Origin of the sequence: Paralcaligenes sp. KSB-10 (assembly GCF_021266465.1) — a bacterium.
GTDB lineage: Bacteria > Pseudomonadota > Gammaproteobacteria > Burkholderiales > Burkholderiaceae_B.
In genome coordinates this window covers 4347056-4366986 of record NZ_CP089848.1, presented here as the reverse complement: position 1 = coordinate 4366986, position 19931 = coordinate 4347056, and the positions used below count along the sequence as shown (strand labels likewise).

The window sequence follows — 19931 nt, the reverse complement described above, 5'->3', positions numbered from 1 at the left end:
AAATACTTTCCAACTGGAGAAACCGATGGACACCGAGAATCAACAAAGCGGCCGTGCCGACCTGCTGGATGCCTCACAGCAATGGGTAGCCAGTTTTGGCGCCGCGCCGCTGGTGCCGGCGGACGCCGCCGACCTCGTGGCAGGTGCATTGAAAGTCACAAAGGCCGTATCGCAAGCCGCACATCAGCTTACGTGGCAAACACAGGACGACTTCATTTGTGCGATGCGTCGCGCGGAGCAAGCCGATGAGTGCTGACATCAAAACATCGCTGCCCAGTGCGGTATCGCTCTGCGAGGCGACCGAGCAACTCCAGCGCGATGGTTCGGCGCACGCGCTTGCAAGCGCCTGTTTGACAAGCGTCGAAGCGTCCATGACTGGCTTCAACGGCTTCGTTCGCACGAGACGCGAACAGACTTTGGAGCAGGCAGCCCAACTCGATCAAAAGAAACATGGCGGCGCCCAGTGCGGCGCCCTTCATGGCGTGCCGCTGGCCCACAAGGACATGTTCTTCCATGAAGGCGAGCTGGCCGAATGCGGCAGCCGGATCCTCGGCGGATTCCGCCCCGACCATACCGCCACAGTGATCCAGCGTCTGGCGAACGCCGGAGCCGTGGACCTCGGCGCCTTGCACATGGCGGAGTTCGCCATGAGCCCAACGGGGTTCAACGCGCATCTGGGTCATGGGCAGAATCCGTGGTCCCGGGACCACGTGACTGGCGGTTCTTCCAGCGGCAGCGGTGCCGCGGTGGCCGCGCGCCTTGTGTTTGGCGCGTTGGGCTCGGATACCGGCGGTTCGGTGCGAATTCCAGCGGCGGCCTGCGGCGTCACGGGTATCAAGCCCACTCAGCACGCCGTATCGACGTACGGCGTCATGCCCTTGTCGCCAAGCCTGGACTGCGTTGGCTTTCTTGCACAGACCGCGCAAGACTGCGCCCGCCTGCTCAGTGCGGTGTCCGGCCCGGATGCCAACGACCCGGCTTGCCTGGCCACTCGGCAGCGCGATTATGAAGCCGGACTCGATCGGCCCCTGACTCGGGCCGACGTAATCATGGTGCCGCAGTTTCCCGCCGATGCACCGCTGACCGATGAGATGCGGGCTTTGGTGGAACAGGCGGCAAACGATCTTGCCAGCGCCGGGGCAACCCTGCGGCGCGTGGCCTTGCCGGATCTTTCCGAAGCCGGCGCGCTGGCAACGCTGGTGCTCGGCGTCGAAGCGGCATCGATCCACGGCGAATGGCTGGCCAGTCGTTCCGACGCTTATGGCACCCAGGTGCGACGCCGCATCCAGCGCGGCTTGTTGTACCCGGCGACACGATATGTCGATGCCTTACGCCTGCGCAGACAGTATCAGGCACGCTTCCTGGCCAACTACCTGGGTGACGGGCACGCCCTGCTATTGCCGACGCTGCCCTGTGCTGTGCCCACTATCAAGGAAACCACGACCGGCAGCGAAAGCGACATCGAGGCGCGCTTCGGCAATTTTTCCTATTGGACGCGCGGCATCAACTACCTTGGACTGCCGGCACTGGCATTGCCCGCCGGCTTCACCACGAACGGGCTGCCGAACGGCATTCAGCTTGTGGGCAGGCCGTTCGCCGAGGGATCTCTGCTGCGCCTGGGGCATCAGTTTCAACAGAGGACTCACTGGCATCGCCAGCATCCTCACATATAAACTGATTTATCCGATTGCAGAATTGACCACTCAATGGCGCAGAGGAATATTCAGACGGATTTGGCCAAAGCCTTCGCCACCTCATGTTGCGACTGGTCCCATCCTGAAGCCGGAATGAACTGATCGGCTTGCGCCTGGACTTGAGCCATTCGGTCGGACAGCGCCTCTGCGGGACTGTCCGTGTCGCCAATATGAATCCCGCGTGTCATCGTGACGTGGGCACATTCAAAACTTCCACCGCCGGCCAAAAGAATCATTCGCGTGGGCGCATCATCGCCCACCAACGCGATCAAGCCCGGGCTGACTCGTTCCGGGGTCAGTACCGCCGCCGCTTCCGGCGACAGCAAGCCTGCAGTCATCGCAGTCACAGCACTCGGCGCCAGGCAATTCACACGCACATTGTGCCTGGCCCCTTCCAGCGACAAAGTCTGCATCAGGCCGACCAAGGCCATCTTGGCGGCGCCGTAGTTCGACTGCCCAAAGTTTCCATACAGGCCCGATGATGAGCTTGTCATCACGATGCGCCCATAGTTTTGCGACTGCATCCGGGGCCAGACCGCCTTGGTGGCATTCACCGATCCCATGACATGCACGTCCAACACCAGGCGAAACTCATCGAGCGTCATTTTGGAGAACGTCCGGTCGCGGAGTATGCCCGCATTGTTCACCAGAATGTCGATACGCCCGAATTTCGAGATAGCCTGGGCGGCCATGGCCTCCATCTCGTCATACCGCGTCACGTTGCCAACATACGCGATGGCTTCACCGCCCGCCTCGCATACCTCGTCGGCCACGGCCTGCGCCGAGCCGCCCAAGTCATTGACAAGCACTCGCGCACCATGGCGTGCGAGCTCCAATGCGTGAGTACGCCCGAGTCCGCCGCCGGCGCCGGTCACGATAGCCACCCTGCCCTTCAATCGCTTTGACATAATTTCCCTTCCTGTTCCCTGAACCGACCAGACCCGCTCGAAGGCGGCTGAGCGGAAACGACGTGAACGTCCTTTTCCATCACGGTGTTCTCCAGCTTCATCCCACCCGCCGCAACGGGGGATAATTGAAAGTGCCTTCAAGGTGCTCGCGTTGTGGCTGGTAAAGCCGCAAGGTCAGGTAGAACCCTTCTCCGGCTGGCGAAGGAAGCCAATTTTTTCCCGGCCCCGGATCGTCAGCCTGGATCGAGATGCCCAGGCTGCCATCCGCATCGTGCTGCAAACCGTGCGTCCTGTCGCCGATAGAGTGCCGGCCGATAGGATTGGCCACGAGCAGGCAATCGCTGCGGCGATAAAGGGTAATCGACCAAAATGCCCCCACCTGCGGCCCGGCGCCAGGCGGAAAGCGCAGCACATAGCGCCGCGCGCCGGTGAGTGCATCGCCTTCCGCATCCACCTCAGCCATGATGTACATCGCCTCGTCGATGCCCAGTGTTCCGATCCAGTTGCGCGCCACGCGCGCCCGCGTCACGATATCGTCTCCGAAACTGGTTCGCACGGCGACGGCGGTCGTCCAGCCTCCACCCAACTTCGAAGGCTGCGCGACCTCACGCAGTTCTGTGTAAACATTGGTCAAAGCGTTTTGGAGTTCCTCCAATGCCGGCGGCCATTCCGGCAGCGGAACGGGCGACGGATTGCGGGCCAGCATCGATTCCAGCACACGCAGGTATTCATGAGCATCCGGCACACCGGTGCCGTGGTCTTCAAGCAAGCTGTCGATGCGCGACAACGCCGAGGCGGCATCGAGCCGGCGAATTGCAAAGCGATCCTGCAGAGCATGGACTTTGGCAAGGTCCGCGGGGTTTGCGTCCACCAGGATGCGGCCAATGATCCACACATCGTCGCTCGGAGCGCTTATGCGGTGCATCCCGGCCGGTACATCCCCAGTCCAGCCCGGCCCATGGACAAACAGACGTTGCGCATCGCCCCCGGTGGTCCGCCGTCCGGCATAGGCCCATGGATTTGTCCAGGCATCAAGAAAGCCAAGCACCCAGTATCGCTGACCCATCTCCGGCACATCGATGACCAGCGGACCCGCCGAAAGATCAAGCCAGGCGTTCGTGAAGAGCGTGTCATTGTTCGGCGTGACGACTTCCCTGTCGTGCGGGCTTCGCAATCGCCGAGTATGCGTGAACTGGTTCACCCAGCGCATTCTTGATGCGGGGCTGTCGCCGGCAAAGCCCTGAATGGCATGCTTGCGGGGAGTGTTCGAGGCACGCATGCGCGCCATCTCGAAAAGCGGCAAGGTGGCAATCACCGTTAGCCGGGTGGCTGAAGACACGGGCGGCAAGGCACAAGTCTGCAGAACCGCATCCAGGGCGAGCGCACCCTGGCCCTCGGGCAGCACAACAAATGGGTTGAGTTCCACCGAGTCCAGCGCACTGCCGGCCGAGAGCGCAAAATGTGAGACCTGCACGATGGCATCGGCCAGAGCTGCCACATCCGCGGGCGGTGCTCCGCGAAAGCCGGAAAATAGCGGGGCCGTCTTCAGCTCCCCGATCATTTCGCGCGCCTGCCGATGGTCCACCGGCGCGAGACGGAAAGCCACATCGCCCAGCAACTCGACATTCACGCCACCCGTGCCGAGCATCACTACAGGGCCCAAGACCGGGTCCCGGCGCACGCCGAGAATGCACTCTATGCCGCCTCGAATCATAGGCGCAACCAGCACACCCTCCACATGCGCGGCGGGCTGCGCCGCGCCTACCGCAGCCATGATTCGATCATGGGCGGCACCGGCCTCGCCCACATCGCGGATATTCAGGGCAACGCCGCCAACATCGCTCTTGTGCATGATATTGGCAGAGAGCACCTTCATCGCTACCGGAAAGCCGATCGCGCACGCATGGGTAATCGCATCGTCCCGGGACTGTGCGTGACGGATGGGTACGGTGGGTATTCCAAAATCACGCAGCAGTTCCATCGCATCGGCCTCGTTATACGGGCCGGGACGCAGGGCAACAGCCGCTCGGGCCGGACTCGGCACCGACGCTGGCCGTTGAAATTGCATGTGGAAGAAACCCATGGCAGCCAGGACACGGATCGCCCGGGCCGGGTCAGGAAAGCACAGGCATCCCAATGCCTCGAGCGCTCGCTGCTGTGTGGCGTCGGCCAGCGTGCTGAACATCACCAATCGCCCCGGAAAATCGCGCCGCAAGTCCTCCGCCAACTTTTGCTGAATGTGCTGCATGGCGCGTGTGCTGCCAAACGCGGCAAGGAAAATGAGCAGACTGCCATGGCCGGCATCGCCCAGCATCACGCGGGCAGCCGCTTCGAGCAGGCCGGGTTCGGCCGTTACCTGGCCTGTTACGTCAACGGGGTTGTTGGTGGCGGCAAGCGGCACGCGGGCTCGGATGAGATCTTGCGCGGCGGGTGGCAGCGTGGCGACGTCGAGCCCCGCCTCGGCCGCATCGTCCGCCATCATGGCCCCGACCCCGCCAGAGACGGTCAGCAGGCCGACCCGCGTATTGGTCGGTAAGCCGGAAACGGCCAGGCAATGGGCTATATCGAAAAACTCTTCTATCGTGCGCGCCCGCCAGGCCCCATGCTGACGAAAGAGCGCCTCGTAGGCTGCGTCGTCGCCCGCCAATGCCGCGGTATGCGAAGCGGCTGTCATGGCGCCGAGCGCGGTCCGGCCCACCTTCACAACCACCACGGGTTTACCCACGGCACGCGCCAAGTCCAGGGCCTGCCTCAGCTTATCGCCGTCCCGACATCCCTCCAGGTAGGCCATGATGACCTGCGTAGCCGGATCGCGCGCCATCCACGCGATGCAATCGGCCACCCCAATGTCCGACTCGTTGCCGGTAGTCACCCACATGGAGAGGCCGACATCGCGTTGGCGTGCCATGGCGTATGCATAAGCTCCGAACGCCCCGCTCTGGCTGACAATGCCGACTTTGCCGGGCTTGGCCAGCCCCGTCGATACCACTGGAGAGAACGTTGCATAAACCGACCGGGCGACGTTCATGAAGCCCAGGCAGTTCGGCCCCAGCACCCGGATGCCGGCTGCGCGCGCACGGTCCGCAAACTCGCGTTGCGCGGCCTCGCCCTTCTTTCCCATTTCCGCGAATCCGGCAGAGAACATGACAATGTTCCCCACACCTGCCCCGATCGCATCATCCAGCGCGGCCTCGGCGCTGGAGGCAGGGATCGCGAAAATTGCCAGATCGATCGGCCGGCCCACCGCTCGCAACGAAGCGAAGGCGCGCCGGCCCTCGATTTCATCGGCCCGGGAATTGATCGGATATATCTCGCCGAGGTAGCCCTGTTCAACCAGGTATCGCACAGGCACGGCGCCGATCTTGCTGGCAATGGACGAAGCGCCGACGACGGCGATGGAACAGGGTGACAAAAAAGAGTCGAGATCTGGCAAGGTCATGAGCTGCTTGGCGAGGGTTCGAGAAATGCCCCAGCGGGATGCTGCCGGCATCTGCAACACGCGGACACCCGAGGCTTGGCTGCCTAAGATAACCGGCCGCATTTTATAAGACAAGACGAGAATTTCGATGATTCTATAAGCTCATCTTATTTATTGAAAATGCCGCTTCCTATTCGAACTGCACACGGCCCGGCTAGCGGGAACGGAGCAGGCAGCCGCTATCCCAGCTTGTCGCGGCTTCGAGCGTGAAATCCAGAAAGCTCTCCACCGCGGGAGAGAGGGACGATCGGCTCCGGGCGAAGATTGCAATGCGCCAGGTGACTGTCGGTTGGCACAAGGGCCGGAAGGCCAGGCCGAAACCCTCCACGAGCGACCGTGCCATCGAGGGGCAGATCACGCAGCCCGGCCTCACTCGCAGCAGGGAAAGGGCTGTGTTGACACGATGCACCGGCACTATCTCCTTGGGATGGTGACGATACGGCACATGGCTCAGGACATTGATAGCAAGGTTGGGCATGTAGTTGATCAGAGGCCGCTCGCGCAGAGCCTTCCAGCTCACCGATTCGCCGGCAGCGAGTGGGTCGTCCTGGCGCAGTGCAATCCAGAGCGGATCGATCCGGAACGTGTGGGCCTCCAGGGCATCGTCCACCAGCACGCCCGCCGGGCCGAAGCCGATGTCCGCGCTGCCGCTGTGCAGACTCGAAAGTACTTGTTCAATAGGCACATCGTCGAACCGGACATCGACGCCAGGATGGCGCTCCCCGTAACCGGCGATCAGTTCAGGCAGTAGTGTGCAGGACAGTGTTTCCGGCGCGGCCACACGTACCAGCCCACGGCGCAACTCCTTGAGGTTGGTCACACTTTCCAGTGCTTCATCAAGATTGGCGAGCACGCGGCGCACCATAGGCTCGAAGGCCGCGCCGACCACAGACGCATTTACGCTGCGCGTGTTGCGATCCAGCAAGCGTACGCCCAAGCGGCTTTCCAGTTCCTTGACGAGGCCACTAAGCGCTGCCTGCGACAAATGCATAGTGTCCGCCGCTTCCGAAAAGCTTCCGCCTTCGAGCACAGCCACGAATGCGCGCAATTGCCTCAGTGTTACTTCAAGTGCCATGGAGTGTCCTTTGCATGTCTGCGGCCGGAGATCGATTTATAACTTTAACCTTTAAGTGATAAAGAAATTCAAGCTTGTCCGAATAGAGTGCCGAATCTATTATCGCATTTCGAAGTGTGCGTCGGCCCTTCTCGTCTGGATGCCGCGCCGGACTTCTTATTCGAACGATCAGGAGACAACACATGAATATGAATCGACGGACGCTGTTGCGCGCGGCCGCTGCAGGCCTCTGCAGCGGTGTTGTGCCACGTACCTTTGCGCAAGGCGACTGGCCATCCAGCCCCGTGAAGATTGTTTCTCCATACGGAGCGGGAGGGCCCAACGACATCTCCGCGCGGCTTTTCGCGGATTATCTGGGGCACCGGCTAGGGCAGCCGTTCATTGTCGAGAACAAGACTGGCGCCGGTACCCGTGTAGGCAACAACTTTGTGGCGCACGCGCCCGCCGACGGCTACACCCTCCTCTACGCCGCGGCACCCTATTCAACGCTGGAAGCGCTGTACGGCAAGCTGAGCTATGACCCCAGGAAGGACCTTCAGCCTGTGGCCATGGCAATTACAGTTCCGCTTTTCCTCGTCGTCAATGCAAAAACGCCGGTAAAGACGGCGCAGGAGTTGATCGCCTACGGCAAGTCGCAGCCCAATGGCCTGACCTTCGGCTCGCCAGGCTACGGCTCGCTGCCCCATTTGGCTGCAGAACTATTGTTACGGGATGCGGATGTGAAAGGCCTGGTGGTCCAGTACCGCGGCGATGTCGCGGCGTACACGGATCTTTTGGCCGGCGGCCGTCTCGACGCCACGCTCACCGCAATCACGGCGGCGCTGCCGCATATTCAAAGCGGGAAACTTCGAGCCCTTGGCGTCGCATCAGTCTCACGCAGCGAAATCTACCCGCAAGCCCTGACATTGCGCGAGCAAGGCCTTCCCAACGTGGTCGCATCCGGCTGGTACGGATTCATGGCGCCCGCCGCTGTGCCCAACACCATCGTCGACCGCCTGGACTCGGAGATCAACCGCGCATTGCAGGATCCGAAAATAACGCAGAGGCTGCTGGCGCAAGGAATGGAAGCACATCGAGGTAACGCTGCCGAATTCCGCAAGTTCATCTATGCCGAAATGGACAAGTGGGGCGACGTGATTCGAAAGGCCGGCATCAAGGGCCAGTGATTTACGAGAACCGCCATGCAAAGCATTCGCCGTCGCGCAATGCCGTACCCGCCGACGTTCCGGCGAAATGCGGGGTAAATAACATGGCACCCGTGTCGGCGGCACGATTCAGCACCCAGCGGCGCGATCGCTCGGCACCGCTCCGGTCGGCACAGAACATTGAACTCCAATGTGGACGGTACGCCTGAATCGGATGATGCCATACGTCGCCGGTAAAGAGCGCGCGCTCACCCGCCGACTCGAATTCTATGGACATGTGCCCGACACTGTGTCCTGGCGTGGGGTGGAAATGGATGCCGGGTAAATATTCACCACCTTGGGGGCCTATTTCATCTGTCAACCCCGCCTCGATCACTGGCAGTACGCTGTCTTCGAACACCATGCGGCGAGATTCTCCGGCCGGCGTATCGAAGAATTCACGCTCGACGGTGGCCAGCACGTAGCGCGCATTCGGGAATGTGGGAACCCATAGGCCATCCCGCAAGGAGGTGTTCCAGCCCACGTGATCGACGTGCAGGTGGGTGAGCAGGACAATATCCACGTCTTCGGGTTTTACGCCGGCTTGCGCAAGACGCTCGATGTAGGGTGTGTTCAACTGGTGAAAGATCGGGCTGAACAGGCGCTCCTTGTGGTTCCCGCAAGCCGTATCGACCAGAATGGTTTGGCCGCCGCTGCGTACAACCCAAGTGTGTATGCTTAGAATGAAGCCCTGCTGGGTAGCGTCCAGGTGAGCGCCCGCGAGCCATGAACCATGCTCGTCGATCACGGCGGGGTCGAAATCCGGGAAGAGCACGGCGGCTTTCAATGAAAACTGTTTTTCAATGACTTTCGTGATGGTCGCGTTACCAACGCGATAGATTGCAGGTGTGTCGTTCATGGTTCAGGCCAGTATGGTATCTGAGGCGATCAGTGCGAGGCAGTCGCCGGCCTGGACTCCAGCCAGCGAACGCATGCACACGGCGAGGCCGGCTTCGGCAAATCTAAGTGCCACTGGCGCGGCCCATGGTGTATGAGGATTGAAGACTTGACCTGCCAGTTGCCCCTTGGCGACGCAATCACCGAGCCTGACCATGGGCTCGAACACGCCGGCCACCGGCGAAAACACATAATGTTTCTGCCCGTTCACGCGCAGATAACGCGTATCGAAGCGTGGAACAGGAACGGCTTCATCGGGCATGACAGCCAAGGCATCCAGCAGGCGGACCAAGCCTTCCTCGACGATAGAGAGGCAGTCAGGATTGCACGTTCCATACCCGCCGAATTCGCCGCACAGGAAGAGCTTTCCTTGGCGTTCGACGGCCGCGCCATAGGTGCGGTCCTCGCCCAGCAGGTCCATCACCATCGCGTGCGGTGCCGCGAATGACTTGACGAGGCGAAGATAGTCGGCTCGCCGCTCATCGCCTTCAGGCGGGTAAAGCAACAGCATGGGCATATGATTGAACGACTGCCCTCCCGCGTGGATATCGAAGACCACATCCGCGCGGGGAAACAGCTCTGTATCTACGTAGTGGGCAATCATTTCAGTGATTGTGCCGTCCCGCTTGCCGGGGAAGACACGGTTCATGTTCGCGCGATCTATTGGCGACGTCCGTTTTCCCGCAAGGAATGCGGGAAAATTCAGGCCAGGCACCACGATGATGCGCCCGTTGATGGTGGATTCCGGCAGGCGCTGCAATAGCTTCATCAGCGCGATGGGGCCTTCGTACTCGTCTCCGTGATTGCCCCCCGTCAACAGAATCGTTGGGCCATCACCCTGTTTCAGCACGCCGACCGGAATGGGTATATGGCCATAGCCGGAACGGTCAACCGAATGCGGCACGCGCAGTGTGCCGGTTTGAAAGCCATCACGGTCGTAGTTGATGTCCGTGGCGATACGGGATTTTTGTGTGTCCATGCGGCAAAGTGTCCTGATTCCTTGAATGCGCGCAGTGGCGCGCATGTCATCTTCGTCCTGCCAAAATTATGAGGGGTGGGGGCGATTCGATCCAATGCCGATTACTGTACGGGATGATGCTTGCGAAGCATCGCCCCCACGGTGGCCGATGAACACGCCACCGGCAGATTTACCCCGCGGCAGCCTCGTCAAGCAGGGACTTCAGCATGGCGATGAAATGCGCCAGTGCAGGATCCGGATTCCCCTCCCGATAGGCGAATGCCAGCGGGATCGACAGCGGCAGGTCGGCAAACTCCAGGAACCGCACGCGTGCGAGTGGCCGGCTTCGGTTGCCGTCATTCACAATTGCCGCGCCTATGCCGGCCGAGACGAGAGACAGGATGGCTGCCTCGGTGCTGACTTCCTGCACGACGTCGAGTGTAAGCCCGGCCAGGTTGCAGGCTTCAAGCAGATAGTCATAATACGCGGGATAGGTGTGGCGGGGAAAGGCTACGATAGGTTTGCCGTTGAGTTGGTTCACGCAGACCGCGTGGTCGTGAGGCCAGCCCCACTGCCTGGGCACAGCCAGAAGAACGCCTCTGCGGCCAAGGGGAATGCTGAGAATTCCGGCGGGCAGCGGATCCAGCATATAGACGAACGCGCCGTCAATATGGCCCGCAACGAGCGACTCCATTTGCTCAGGCGAGTTCATCGGCAGCAACTCAAGATGTATACCAGGGGACTCGCTTTGGTAGCGCGCAAACGCATCGGGCACCAGGCCATCCCAGCTGCTGTTCTCGATGAATCCGATGCGCAGACTGCCTTCCAACCCCGCTGCCACTCGTCGCGCGGAACGTGTCGCAGCGCCAAGCAGCGAGAACACTGTGTGGGTTTCTCGCAGGAACAATTCGCCCGCCGGCGTGAGCACCACACCCACGCTCGTGCGTTGGAACAGTGTGACGCCAATCTCGGTTTCCAGATCCCGGATCTGTCGAGTGATTGCCGGCTGTGTTACGTGAATCCGCTCGGAAGCAACGCGAAAACTCCGGCTTTCGGCCACAGCGATGAAATAGCGAAGATGGCGAAGTTCCATAGGCCTTGATGGGCGTGAGGTGGCGTGGACAGTATCGTGCAGACGGGAATACTGTAACACCCGCCGCCGCGATACCCTTCGCCCGGCCGGTTGCGGCCTACCGCAGATTAGCCGCGGCGGGCCTGGCGGTTGACAGCACATGGCCTTGCGTGCCCTCGACAAGCAGGAAACTGCCCGCTATGCCGAGTACCGCGCCAAAAGTAAGATAAAAGGCCGGCGTCAGCAGCGAACCCGTCGTATGGATCAGCAATGTTACGAAAAACTGCGCAAACCCGCCAAACACCATCACGGCAATGTTGTAGCTGATTGCCATGCCCGTAGAGCGGACTCTGGCCGAGAATTGCTCGGCAATGGCGCAGGCGTAGGGGCCGAGGAACATCCCGAGTACGCCGCACAATGCAATTTGTGCAACCATCAGTCTGAACACACTTGGCGAGGCCAGCAGCCACTCGAAAAGCGGTATCAGCAATACCAAATAGCAGACAAGAGGTGCCTGCATCAGCAGGCGCCGGCCAATCCGGTCCGACAGCGCGCCGAAGATGGGAATAATCGCCGTCATCACCACAATTGCGAGACACTGGGATCCGAAGGCATCGTCGAGTGCGATGCCCAGGTGGCCGCTGGCGAACGTCGGCATATAAATGACCAGCACATAGAACGCGATCGTTCCCGATGCGGTAAGCAGCATGCTCGCGAGCATGGCGCGGCCGTGCTGCTGCAAGGCCTGTGCAAACGATAGCCTGAGCTCATCGCCGGCCGTGGCGACGCCAGTCGTGGTGGGCTCTTGTAGATGCCTGCGTATCCAAAAACCCACAGGGGCGATCAGCAGGCCTACAGCAAACGGTATTCGCCATCCCCAGGCGTACAGCTGCTCATGGGACAGCAAGTGCGTGATGGCCGTACTGATCAGCGCGCCGGCAAGCAGCGAAAGCCCTTGCCCGACCATCTGCCACGAACCATACAGACCGCGCCGGCCAGGTGGGGCGATTTCCATCAACAGTGCCGTAGAGCTGGCGAATTCACCGCCCGTTGCAAGGCCCTGCAACATGCGTGCAATCACAATCACCAGCGAACTCGCAACACCGATCACCGCATAAGACGGCGCGAATGCAAGAAGCGCTGTGGCCATGGCCATCAGTGCGATGATGAACTGCAGCGCCGCTTTCCGGCCTTTTCGATCGGCATAGATGCCGATGAAGATACCGCCTATGGGCCGCATCACAAAACCCACGCCGAAACTTGCGGTCGTAAGAAGCAGCCCTGCATAAGCGTTCTCTACGGGAAAGAACACGGACGAAATAATGCCCGTCATAAAGCCGAATACGATGAAGTCATACCATTCCAGCGCATTGCCAATGACTGCGGCGGCAACCTGCTGGAAGTGCGGCGACGTGTCTCTTGTTTTCATGATTATCGTCCTGTGTGGAAGCCAAGGGGTGTTTCCGGTGACTGTTGTGCCATGCAGCTTTAATTGAAGTGCTGGTGCAAACGACCGCCGTTTAAGCCAATGTCTTGAAGTCGGATTATGTGTTTGGCAATTGTCCGCCGACACAATGCGGATGGCCAATACCGATTCCTGTGGCTCGTGATGTTTTACAGGCATCGCGAAGAGAAATCCATCCGCATTGGCACTGCTTTATTTGGAAATGATTATTTCCATGACTTCATTGACAACTTCACGTCAACCACGCCGCGGCCCGGGCCGGCACGCAATCCATGCCGGGCTTAGGTTCGAATCGACCAGAGTCGGCGGCTTGAGGTTGGCTTACAAGCCACCTGCGACGCACAAGACGGTACCCGTTATATACGACGCCTCGTTTGATATCAGCCAAACGACAGCCTGGGCGACCTCATGCGATTCGCCAGGCCGCCTGAGAGGAACGCGATCAGCCACGCGTTGAGCCCTGTCCGGCTCGCCCGCGCGGGCGTGAATAGTGGTATCGATAGTTCCCGGTGAAACGGCATTAACGTAGATTCCGTGGCATGCCAACTCTTTTGCAAGGCCTATGCTCAAAGTCTCTATTGCCCCTTTTGTGGCAGCATAGGCCACGTATTCGTCGGGGGACCCCGACCGCGCGGCAACAGATGAAATATTGATGATAGTTGACCTGAAATCACGCCCTGCCCAGCGTTGGGCGGCCTCCCGGCAAAGGCGGATGGGAGCGGAGAGATTCACGGCAATCACGCTTTGCAGCGCAGAATCGGTCAGTTTCGACAGCTTTCCGAGCGGGCCGGTAATACCGGCATTGTTGACCAGGCCCGTAACGACACCCAGCGTTTCCGCCGCCTCGAAAATTTTCGAGGCGGCTTGGTCCGAGGATACATCAATACGCAGGGCGCGGCATTTTGAGCCCAGGCCTGCGAGCTCTATTTCCAGATTTCGCGCGTCCTGATCGGAATTCGAATGAGTGAACAAGATGGCATACCCTTCTTCCGCCAACTGCTTGACGATCTCCTTTCCAATACCTCGAGTGCCACCGGTAACAATGACCACCGACCTTTCTACGGGATAATTCAAATACTTCATTTTGCTTCCTCGTTCGAGCTGCCAACTTCATGCCACAAGAGTTTCGGCTTGTAGGTATTAATCGTCACATCAAACTCTTGCAAAGAACTGATGACTCGAACGTTCCTCTTTGATCTATATACAGTGCGTGGCGGCAAACGGCTCGATAATCTCGCCATTGAGTTCCGCAAGGCGCGCCAGCAGCCATGACTGCGGCTGCCCGAAACTAATCCGCCTGACGGCGGCCGGCGAGGATTTCAGCTGCGGCTGATGGCTGACAGGGTCGCGCGCATACCAAGTGTGCTGATTGGCCGACTGTGCGCCCTGGCCATAATGGAAGGGAACGAACACTTCTCCGGGACGAACCGTATCCACCACCATTGCCACCCCTTCCCAGCGACCGTTAGGCGACGTGATCTCGACCATATCCCCGAGCCCGATCCGCAGGCGGGCCGCATCGGTCGGATGAATTTCGACATAGGGGTGCGGTGCCCGTTGATTGAGCACCGAGGAGCGTGCGGTCTTCGTTCGGGTGTGGAAGTGATACACGACACGGCCGGTATTCAATATAAACGGATATTCCTCCGAGGTCGGGTTCGGATGCCGCCGCCAGTGTACGGGCCTGAGAAATGCCTTGCCCTTGGGGTCGATTCGTTCGTAGCCGGCACGGCTCGTCACATTGCCGGTCAGGAAATCAACGCCGTAGCTTTCGCACTCGTCGATGCCGGTCCAGAATTTCAGATCTCCATAAAGCCGTTCGGAACCGCGGGGATGCTGCTCGTTGCACGGCCAACGCACCGCTCCCATTTCCAGGATCAATTCGTAGGTCATGCCAGAGTAATCGCATGGCCTGCCCTTGGACACCTTGCGCCATTCCTCGAAGGCATCCCGCGGCCCCGCAAAGGAGATCAAGGGAGCACCATCGCGATCTTTGAAGCCCAGGCTGTTTGCCACTTCCGCGAAAATTTCAAAATCGCTGCGGGCCTGTCCGGGCGGCTCGACCGCTTTCAAAAGAAGATTGACGCTGCGATCCGCGTTCGTGATGCAACCGGCTTTTTCGCCCCACATCGCCGCCGGAAAATAAATATCCGCCAGATCGACGGTTTCAGCGTCGATGAATGGGTCCTGCACTACCAGGAACAGCTTTCTGAGGATGCGTTCCGTCCGGTTCTGATCGGGCAGGCTGACCAGCGGGTTAGTACCGACTACCCACATGAACTCGATTTCGCCGCGTTCGGCCATCTCCATCATCGACAGGATATCCTTGGGCATTTCGGGACGGAATGTGTCGGAGTCGAGATTCCAGTGCTCGCACAAATCCATCATCTGGGCGCGGCTATGAGGGTTTCGATAGGCCGGATAAGAGCCGCCCGCCCCTGTCTCGCGATTGCACATTGCCGAAGGCTGTCCCGCCATCAATAGCGGGCCAGCGCCAGGCCTGCCAATGGCGCCGGTAAGCAAATGCACCGTATTCACCATGGACGACGAGGCGGTTGCCTCGACGCTCTGGTAAAAGCCCTGCAACACGGTCGAGACCATGCGCGGCGTGGTTCCGATCCATTCGGCTGCCGTCTGCAAGTCCTCTGTGCCGATGCCGCAGATGTCGGCCACGCGCTCCGGTGGATATTCGCGAACCACTGTTTCAAGTTCGGCGAAGCCGACTGTGTGCTGCGCGACGAATTCGCGATCCACCCAGCCGCGCTCGATCAGTAGATGAACAATCCCATTCATCAAGGCCACGTTGGTCCCGACACGCAATTGCAGATGCAGGTCCGCTCCCTGACGCACGCTCGGGGTTTTGCGAGGATCGGCCACGATGATCCGGCCACCGTTTTTCCGCTTCGCGGCCAGCATGCGCTCCCACAATACGGTCTGCGCCTCGGCCACATTATGGCCATATAGGCACAGCAAGTCCGCCTGGTCTATATCGACGTAGGAAGCAACCGGGCCGTCCGTTCCGAAATTCGCCATGAGCCCTGTCGCGGAAGTTGCCGTGCACAGGCGCGTATTGCCGTCGATGTTGGACGAACGCAGGCCGCCGCGCCAAAGCTTGCCCAGAGTGTAGAGCTCCTCGAGAGTGAGCTGCCCCGAGTTGTAGCAACCCAGGTTCTGATGCCCCTGCTTCCACGCATCCGTGAAGCGTTCGATGAAAAAATCCATGGCTTCAGGCCAGCTTGCCGGCTGTAGCGGCTCACCCTTTTTGCGGCGAATCATCGGTGTCGTGCCGCGGCGCTTTGAATTATTGGCGACCCAACTATGCAAACCCTTGGGCCCCAGGTGGCCGAAATTCACAGGATGATGGGCAGATCCACGAACCCCCGCAATGCGGCCATCCTTGACGGCAATGTCAAGACCACATCCATTGGAGCACAAGACACAGGCCGAATGCACCCACTCATCGGGCTCTCCAGCAATGCCAAGATTGGAATCGATTCTAGACTGCATACAGTACCCCTCAATGAAATCTTGAGCATGCATGTAAGAGCGCCGGCAAACTGACCGCAACGCGCAGGCTTTGTCGAAGTCGGAGGACTCGGCCCAACCTTTACATTTCGGCGCTCATCGCGACGCCATTACCGATACCGAAGCCTCGCTCGTCAACATCAGGAACGTCAAGGTTTCGCGCAAATAAAGGCGCACGATTTTGTCAGTATGGCTCTGGTATCCAATCGACAGGTCCTGACCGAGATGCAATTCAAAATCCCCGCCGCGCGTGGACACTACGCTACCCCCGTTGATCGCCGGCGCCCAGATGATCTCGCCGTTGAGAATGCGTTTGATGTGCCCGATGACCGGGTAGCCCTCGTCGCTTCCCCCGCCGAGCGCCGTATAGGCATCGGCGCCGAGCAGGACGGAATAAGGGCCGTCCACACCGGCCAGCCGCAGCTGTTCGAGTGCCTTGCCGATCGCGACAGGGTAGTCGCCGACAGCGCTCGGCAGCGCCAGCGGCGTATTTGACGAACCTTCGCGAATCCCGACAATGCCGGCCGCCTTGTAGCCATCGAGAATCGCCCGGTCCTCCGCATAGGCGAGTTCCTTGGCCGCATCCTTGGCCGGTTGCCAGTCGGAATCATTGGCGCCGCGCTCGACGTCGTCGATCGCATCGCGCTGCAGCTCGAACGGTATGGTCAGCTCGACAAGCGTTTTCACTTCGCGCAATCGCGCGTCGACGCCCTTTTGCGGCGCAGCGATCGTACGTTTGTGCCCTGTCCCTACGGCTGCCAGCTCGAGACCGCCAGGCCCCTTGACGTCGACCACACGCCGGCCGGCAACGGAGCGCCTGAAGGTGCGCGCCACTTCTTCTTCGATTTGCGACCAGGCCGCGCTGGAAATGGGAGCAAGCTCGCGGTGCAGATTATTCATATTGAGAAGTTCCTTTGAGAGAGCCAATATTCAGTGAGCCGTCATGGGGTGGTTCGACGGGTGACGGCGCATCGGGCTGAGTCGCGCCGGCGACCTGCGAGTCACGCTCCGCGAGCGCTTCGAGCAGATCGGCAGACGGGACAAAGAAAAGGCCGCCCGTGACTGCGCGGCTGAAATCGAGCAGCCGGTCGTAATTGCCGGGAGGCCGTCCGACAAACATATTTTCGAGCATCTGCTCGATCGGTGCGGGAGAACGGGCATAACCGATGAAATAGGTCCCGAACTCGCCCGCACCGGGGCGGCCAAAAGGCATATTGTCGCGCAGGATTTTCACTTCCTGCCCGTTCTCGACGAGCGTCGTCAACGAGCTGTGCGACGACGACGGCTTGACCGCCTCGTCGAGCTCGATGTCGGACAGCTTGGTACGGCCTATGATGCGTTCCTGGGTTTCGACGGGCAAAGCATTCCAGCCCGCCATGTCGTGCAGATACTTCTGCACGAGCACGTAGCTGCCGCCTGCGAACCCCGGATCTTCGTCGTCGATCACGGTGAACTCCACAGCCTCGCGGCCGGCCGGATTCTCGGTGCCATCGACGAACCCCACCATGCTGCGCAAATCGAAGTAACGAAAACCGTGCACTTCGTCGACCACGGAGACCGCGTCGCCGAGCCGTCCCAACAACAGCGTGGCGAGCTCGAAACAGAGGTCCATCTGATCCGCGCGAATGTGCAGCAGCAAATCGCCCGGCGTTGCCATGGCGCGACGTTCACCCGCGCCGAACTCGCGAAACGGATGCAAGGACGCGGGACGCGGTTCGGCGAAAAGCCTGTTCCAGGCATCGGAGCCGAAGCCGCAAACGCAGGACAAGTTGCCCGAGGGGACGCGCTTGCCAACGGAGCGGACAAGGGCGGCGATGTCCGTGCACAAAGCGCGGACTTTGTCGGCGCTGTAGTCGCCGGCCGCGAGCACAGCGACAATGAAAATCGCGCTGCGCGTGACCGGGCTGACGATGGATTGGGGTTCAGGAGTCTTTTCAGGCATGGGCCACACAATAGTGAGATCTATTGAAGCAGGGTTATCCGGTATTAGTTTATCTGGTATTGGCATGAGAATACACCGACCTTCATGGTTTGTGGCAGCGGCCCGCCGCCGGCCTGAAGTGATCAAAGAGAGCCTCTCCGGCCGAAGATCATGGTTATTTCGAAAAACTTTGTGGGATAAACAGCCTATATACGCGAGCCTCTTGTTCGGATACATTTACTTGTTCCCTTGTTGACTTCCAATCACTGCCAGAGGACCGCAAATGAGAAACACTTTTATTCTGTCAACCTCCCTCGCCTTCGTCCTTGCTGGCTGCGCCTCGGTCCCATCCGGGTCCGCACCGGCGCACACGGAAGTTTGCAAGGCAAGCAATGAGCAAGAAATCTCGGCCTTGTTCGACCGATGGAATCGCTCGCTGCAAACCGGCGACCCGCACAAGGTTGCGGCCAATTATGCCGAGCGCTCCATCCTTCTCCCCACCGTGTCGAACAAGCCCCGACTAACCGAGGCTGAGAAAGAGGATTACTTCCACCACTTTCTGGAAAACAAGCCTATAGGCAAGATCGACTCAAGAATGATACAGATTGGTTGCAACACCGCGGTTGACGCCGGGCTCTATACATTCACTTTTGGCACTACCGGCGCTCAAGTCAAAGCTCGCTACACATACACCTACAAATGGGACGGGAAGCAGTGGTTGATCACAAGTCATCACTCTTCCGCAATGCCAGAGAAGAACTGAGGCCTGGCGAACAGCCATCCGCAGACTTAGGATCGCTCTACACATAGGCGCCCCATTGAAATACCGCCACAATTGTTACTCCCTCCGTTCGATTTCCGGTGTCAAACTGACTCTCAGGCAGCAATGAGATAAACAGCGAATGGAATCGCGCTTCAGCCACGAGGCGCGGGAATTCACCAATTAGGAGGTTTCAAGCCATGACTACACCAACTGAGGGCGGACGGAAAAACGGACAATCTGCCATGCATACGCCACCAGTCGTGTCGCCGCAGGAGTGGGAGGCGGCCCGCGAGCAATTGCTGGTAAAGGAAAAGGCCCATACCCGCGCCCGTGACGCCCTGGCCGCCGAGCGCAGGCGAATGCCATGGATGGCCGTGGAGCAAGCGTATACATTCGAGGGGCCTGCGGGCAAGGTCAGCCTGCTCGATCTGTTCGACGGACGGCGCCAACTGATCGTCTACCGCGCCTTCTTCGAGCCGGGCGTGTTCGGCTGGCCGGACCACGCCTGCCGGGGCTGCTCCATGGTGGCCGATCAAGTCGCCCATGTCGCCCACCTGAACGCCCGCGACACTACCCTCGTATTCGTCTCGCGGGCGCCTCAGGCGGACATCGCGCGACTGAAGGCGCGGATGGGCTGGGAAATGCCGTGGTTCACCATCATCGACAACTTCGACGCCGACTTCGGTGTGGGTGAATGGCACGGCACGAACGTCTTTTACTGCGACAGCGGCCGCGTGTTCCGCACCTACTTCCTCAACAACCGCGGCGACGAGCAAATGGGGGGCACCTGGAACTACCTCGACATCACACCCTTGGGGCGGCAGGAGCCCTGGGAAGACTCACCCGAGGGCTATCCCCAGACCCCGACCTACAAGTGGTGGAACTGGCACGACAGCTACGTCGCAGATGCCGCGCCCGACAAGAAGTGGGTCGAGGTGTCGGATGCCGGAGAGGCGGCGTTCCGGAACCGGCAAGCGAACACGTAGGCGTG

Annotated in this window: 16 protein-coding genes; 5 read left to right on the top strand and 11 right to left on the bottom strand. The window is 60.1% G+C overall.

The features are described from left to right. Window positions 1-25 precede the first annotated feature (25 nt). Together LSG25_RS19985 and LSG25_RS19980 are read left to right on the top strand one after the other, a co-directional pair. Window positions 26-256, top strand: coding sequence for a hypothetical protein (locus tag LSG25_RS19985; RefSeq protein ID WP_232742614.1), 231 nt, complete (start codon window positions 26-28; stop codon window positions 254-256). Beyond that, window positions 246-1673 carry an amidase gene (locus tag LSG25_RS19980; RefSeq protein ID WP_232742613.1) on the top strand — a complete coding sequence of 476 codons (1428 nt, stop codon included), beginning with the start codon at window positions 246-248 and terminating at the stop codon, window positions 1671-1673. The genes LSG25_RS19985 and LSG25_RS19980 overlap by 11 nt, the downstream gene beginning before the upstream one ends. A 50-nt stretch (window positions 1674-1723) precedes the next feature. On the opposite strand, the gene LSG25_RS19975 is transcribed toward LSG25_RS19980, so the two are convergent. From LSG25_RS19975 to LSG25_RS19965, 3 genes are all read right to left on the bottom strand, one after another. After that, window positions 1724-2602 carry an SDR family NAD(P)-dependent oxidoreductase gene (locus tag LSG25_RS19975; protein ID WP_232742612.1) on the bottom strand — a complete coding sequence of 293 codons (879 nt, stop codon included), beginning with the start codon at window positions 2600-2602 and terminating at the stop codon, window positions 1724-1726. A gap of 97 nt (window positions 2603-2699) precedes the next feature. Then, window positions 2700-6041: an acetate--CoA ligase family protein gene (locus LSG25_RS19970; RefSeq protein WP_232742611.1), complete on the bottom strand. Its 3342-nt coding sequence runs from the start codon at window positions 6039-6041 to the stop codon at window positions 2700-2702. A gap of 193 nt (window positions 6042-6234) precedes the next feature. Continuing rightward, window positions 6235-7155, bottom strand: coding sequence for a LysR family transcriptional regulator (locus LSG25_RS19965; RefSeq protein WP_232742610.1), 921 nt, complete (start codon window positions 7153-7155; stop codon window positions 6235-6237). A gap of 182 nt (window positions 7156-7337) precedes the next feature. On the opposite strand from LSG25_RS19965, the gene LSG25_RS19960 reads away from it, so the two are divergent. Beyond that, window positions 7338-8321: a tripartite tricarboxylate transporter substrate binding protein gene (locus LSG25_RS19960; protein WP_232742609.1), complete on the top strand. Its 984-nt coding sequence runs from the start codon at window positions 7338-7340 to the stop codon at window positions 8319-8321. A gap of 1 nt (window position 8322) precedes the next feature. Here LSG25_RS19960 and LSG25_RS19955 read toward each other — a convergent pair whose 3' ends face one another. From LSG25_RS19955 to LSG25_RS19920, 8 genes are all read right to left on the bottom strand, one after another. Continuing rightward, window positions 8323-9198 (bottom strand): MBL fold metallo-hydrolase, encoded by an 876-nt coding sequence (locus LSG25_RS19955; protein ID WP_232742608.1) that lies wholly within the window; start codon window positions 9196-9198, stop codon window positions 8323-8325. A gap of 3 nt (window positions 9199-9201) precedes the next feature. Beyond that, window positions 9202-10215, bottom strand: coding sequence for a succinylglutamate desuccinylase/aspartoacylase family protein (locus tag LSG25_RS19950; protein WP_232742607.1), 1014 nt, complete (start codon window positions 10213-10215; stop codon window positions 9202-9204). Between the two features lie 169 nt (window positions 10216-10384). Further along, window positions 10385-11287, bottom strand: a complete 903-nt coding sequence (locus tag LSG25_RS19945) for a LysR family transcriptional regulator (RefSeq protein ID WP_232742606.1) — start codon at window positions 11285-11287, stop codon at window positions 10385-10387. A gap of 97 nt (window positions 11288-11384) precedes the next feature. After that, window positions 11385-12695, bottom strand: coding sequence for an MFS transporter (locus tag LSG25_RS19940; protein ID WP_232742605.1), 1311 nt, complete (start codon window positions 12693-12695; stop codon window positions 11385-11387). Between the two features lie 357 nt (window positions 12696-13052). Next, window positions 13053-13814 (bottom strand): SDR family NAD(P)-dependent oxidoreductase, encoded by a 762-nt coding sequence (locus tag LSG25_RS19935; protein ID WP_232742604.1) that lies wholly within the window; start codon window positions 13812-13814, stop codon window positions 13053-13055. A gap of 114 nt (window positions 13815-13928) precedes the next feature. Then, window positions 13929-16238: a molybdopterin oxidoreductase family protein gene (locus tag LSG25_RS19930; protein WP_232742603.1), complete on the bottom strand. Its 2310-nt coding sequence runs from the start codon at window positions 16236-16238 to the stop codon at window positions 13929-13931. A gap of 114 nt (window positions 16239-16352) precedes the next feature. Beyond that, complete coding sequence (locus tag LSG25_RS19925; protein WP_232742602.1) at window positions 16353-17156, bottom strand: family 1 encapsulin nanocompartment shell protein; 804 nt, start codon at window positions 17154-17156, stop codon at window positions 16353-16355. Continuing rightward, window positions 17149-18198, bottom strand: coding sequence for a Dyp-type peroxidase (locus LSG25_RS19920; protein WP_232742601.1), 1050 nt, complete (start codon window positions 18196-18198; stop codon window positions 17149-17151). The genes LSG25_RS19925 and LSG25_RS19920 overlap by 8 nt, the downstream gene beginning before the upstream one ends. Window positions 18199-18460: 262 nt before the next feature. Here LSG25_RS19920 and LSG25_RS19915 point away from each other — a divergent pair, with 262 nt between their 5' ends. Then, on the top strand, window positions 18461-18940 hold the full coding sequence (locus LSG25_RS19915; RefSeq protein ID WP_232742600.1) for an SgcJ/EcaC family oxidoreductase: 480 nt from the start codon (window positions 18461-18463) through the stop codon (window positions 18938-18940). Window positions 18941-19137: 197 nt separating this feature from the next. Further along, window positions 19138-19926: a DUF899 domain-containing protein gene (locus LSG25_RS19910; RefSeq protein WP_232742599.1), complete on the top strand. Its 789-nt coding sequence runs from the start codon at window positions 19138-19140 to the stop codon at window positions 19924-19926. The last annotated feature ends 5 nt before the right edge of the window (window positions 19927-19931 follow it).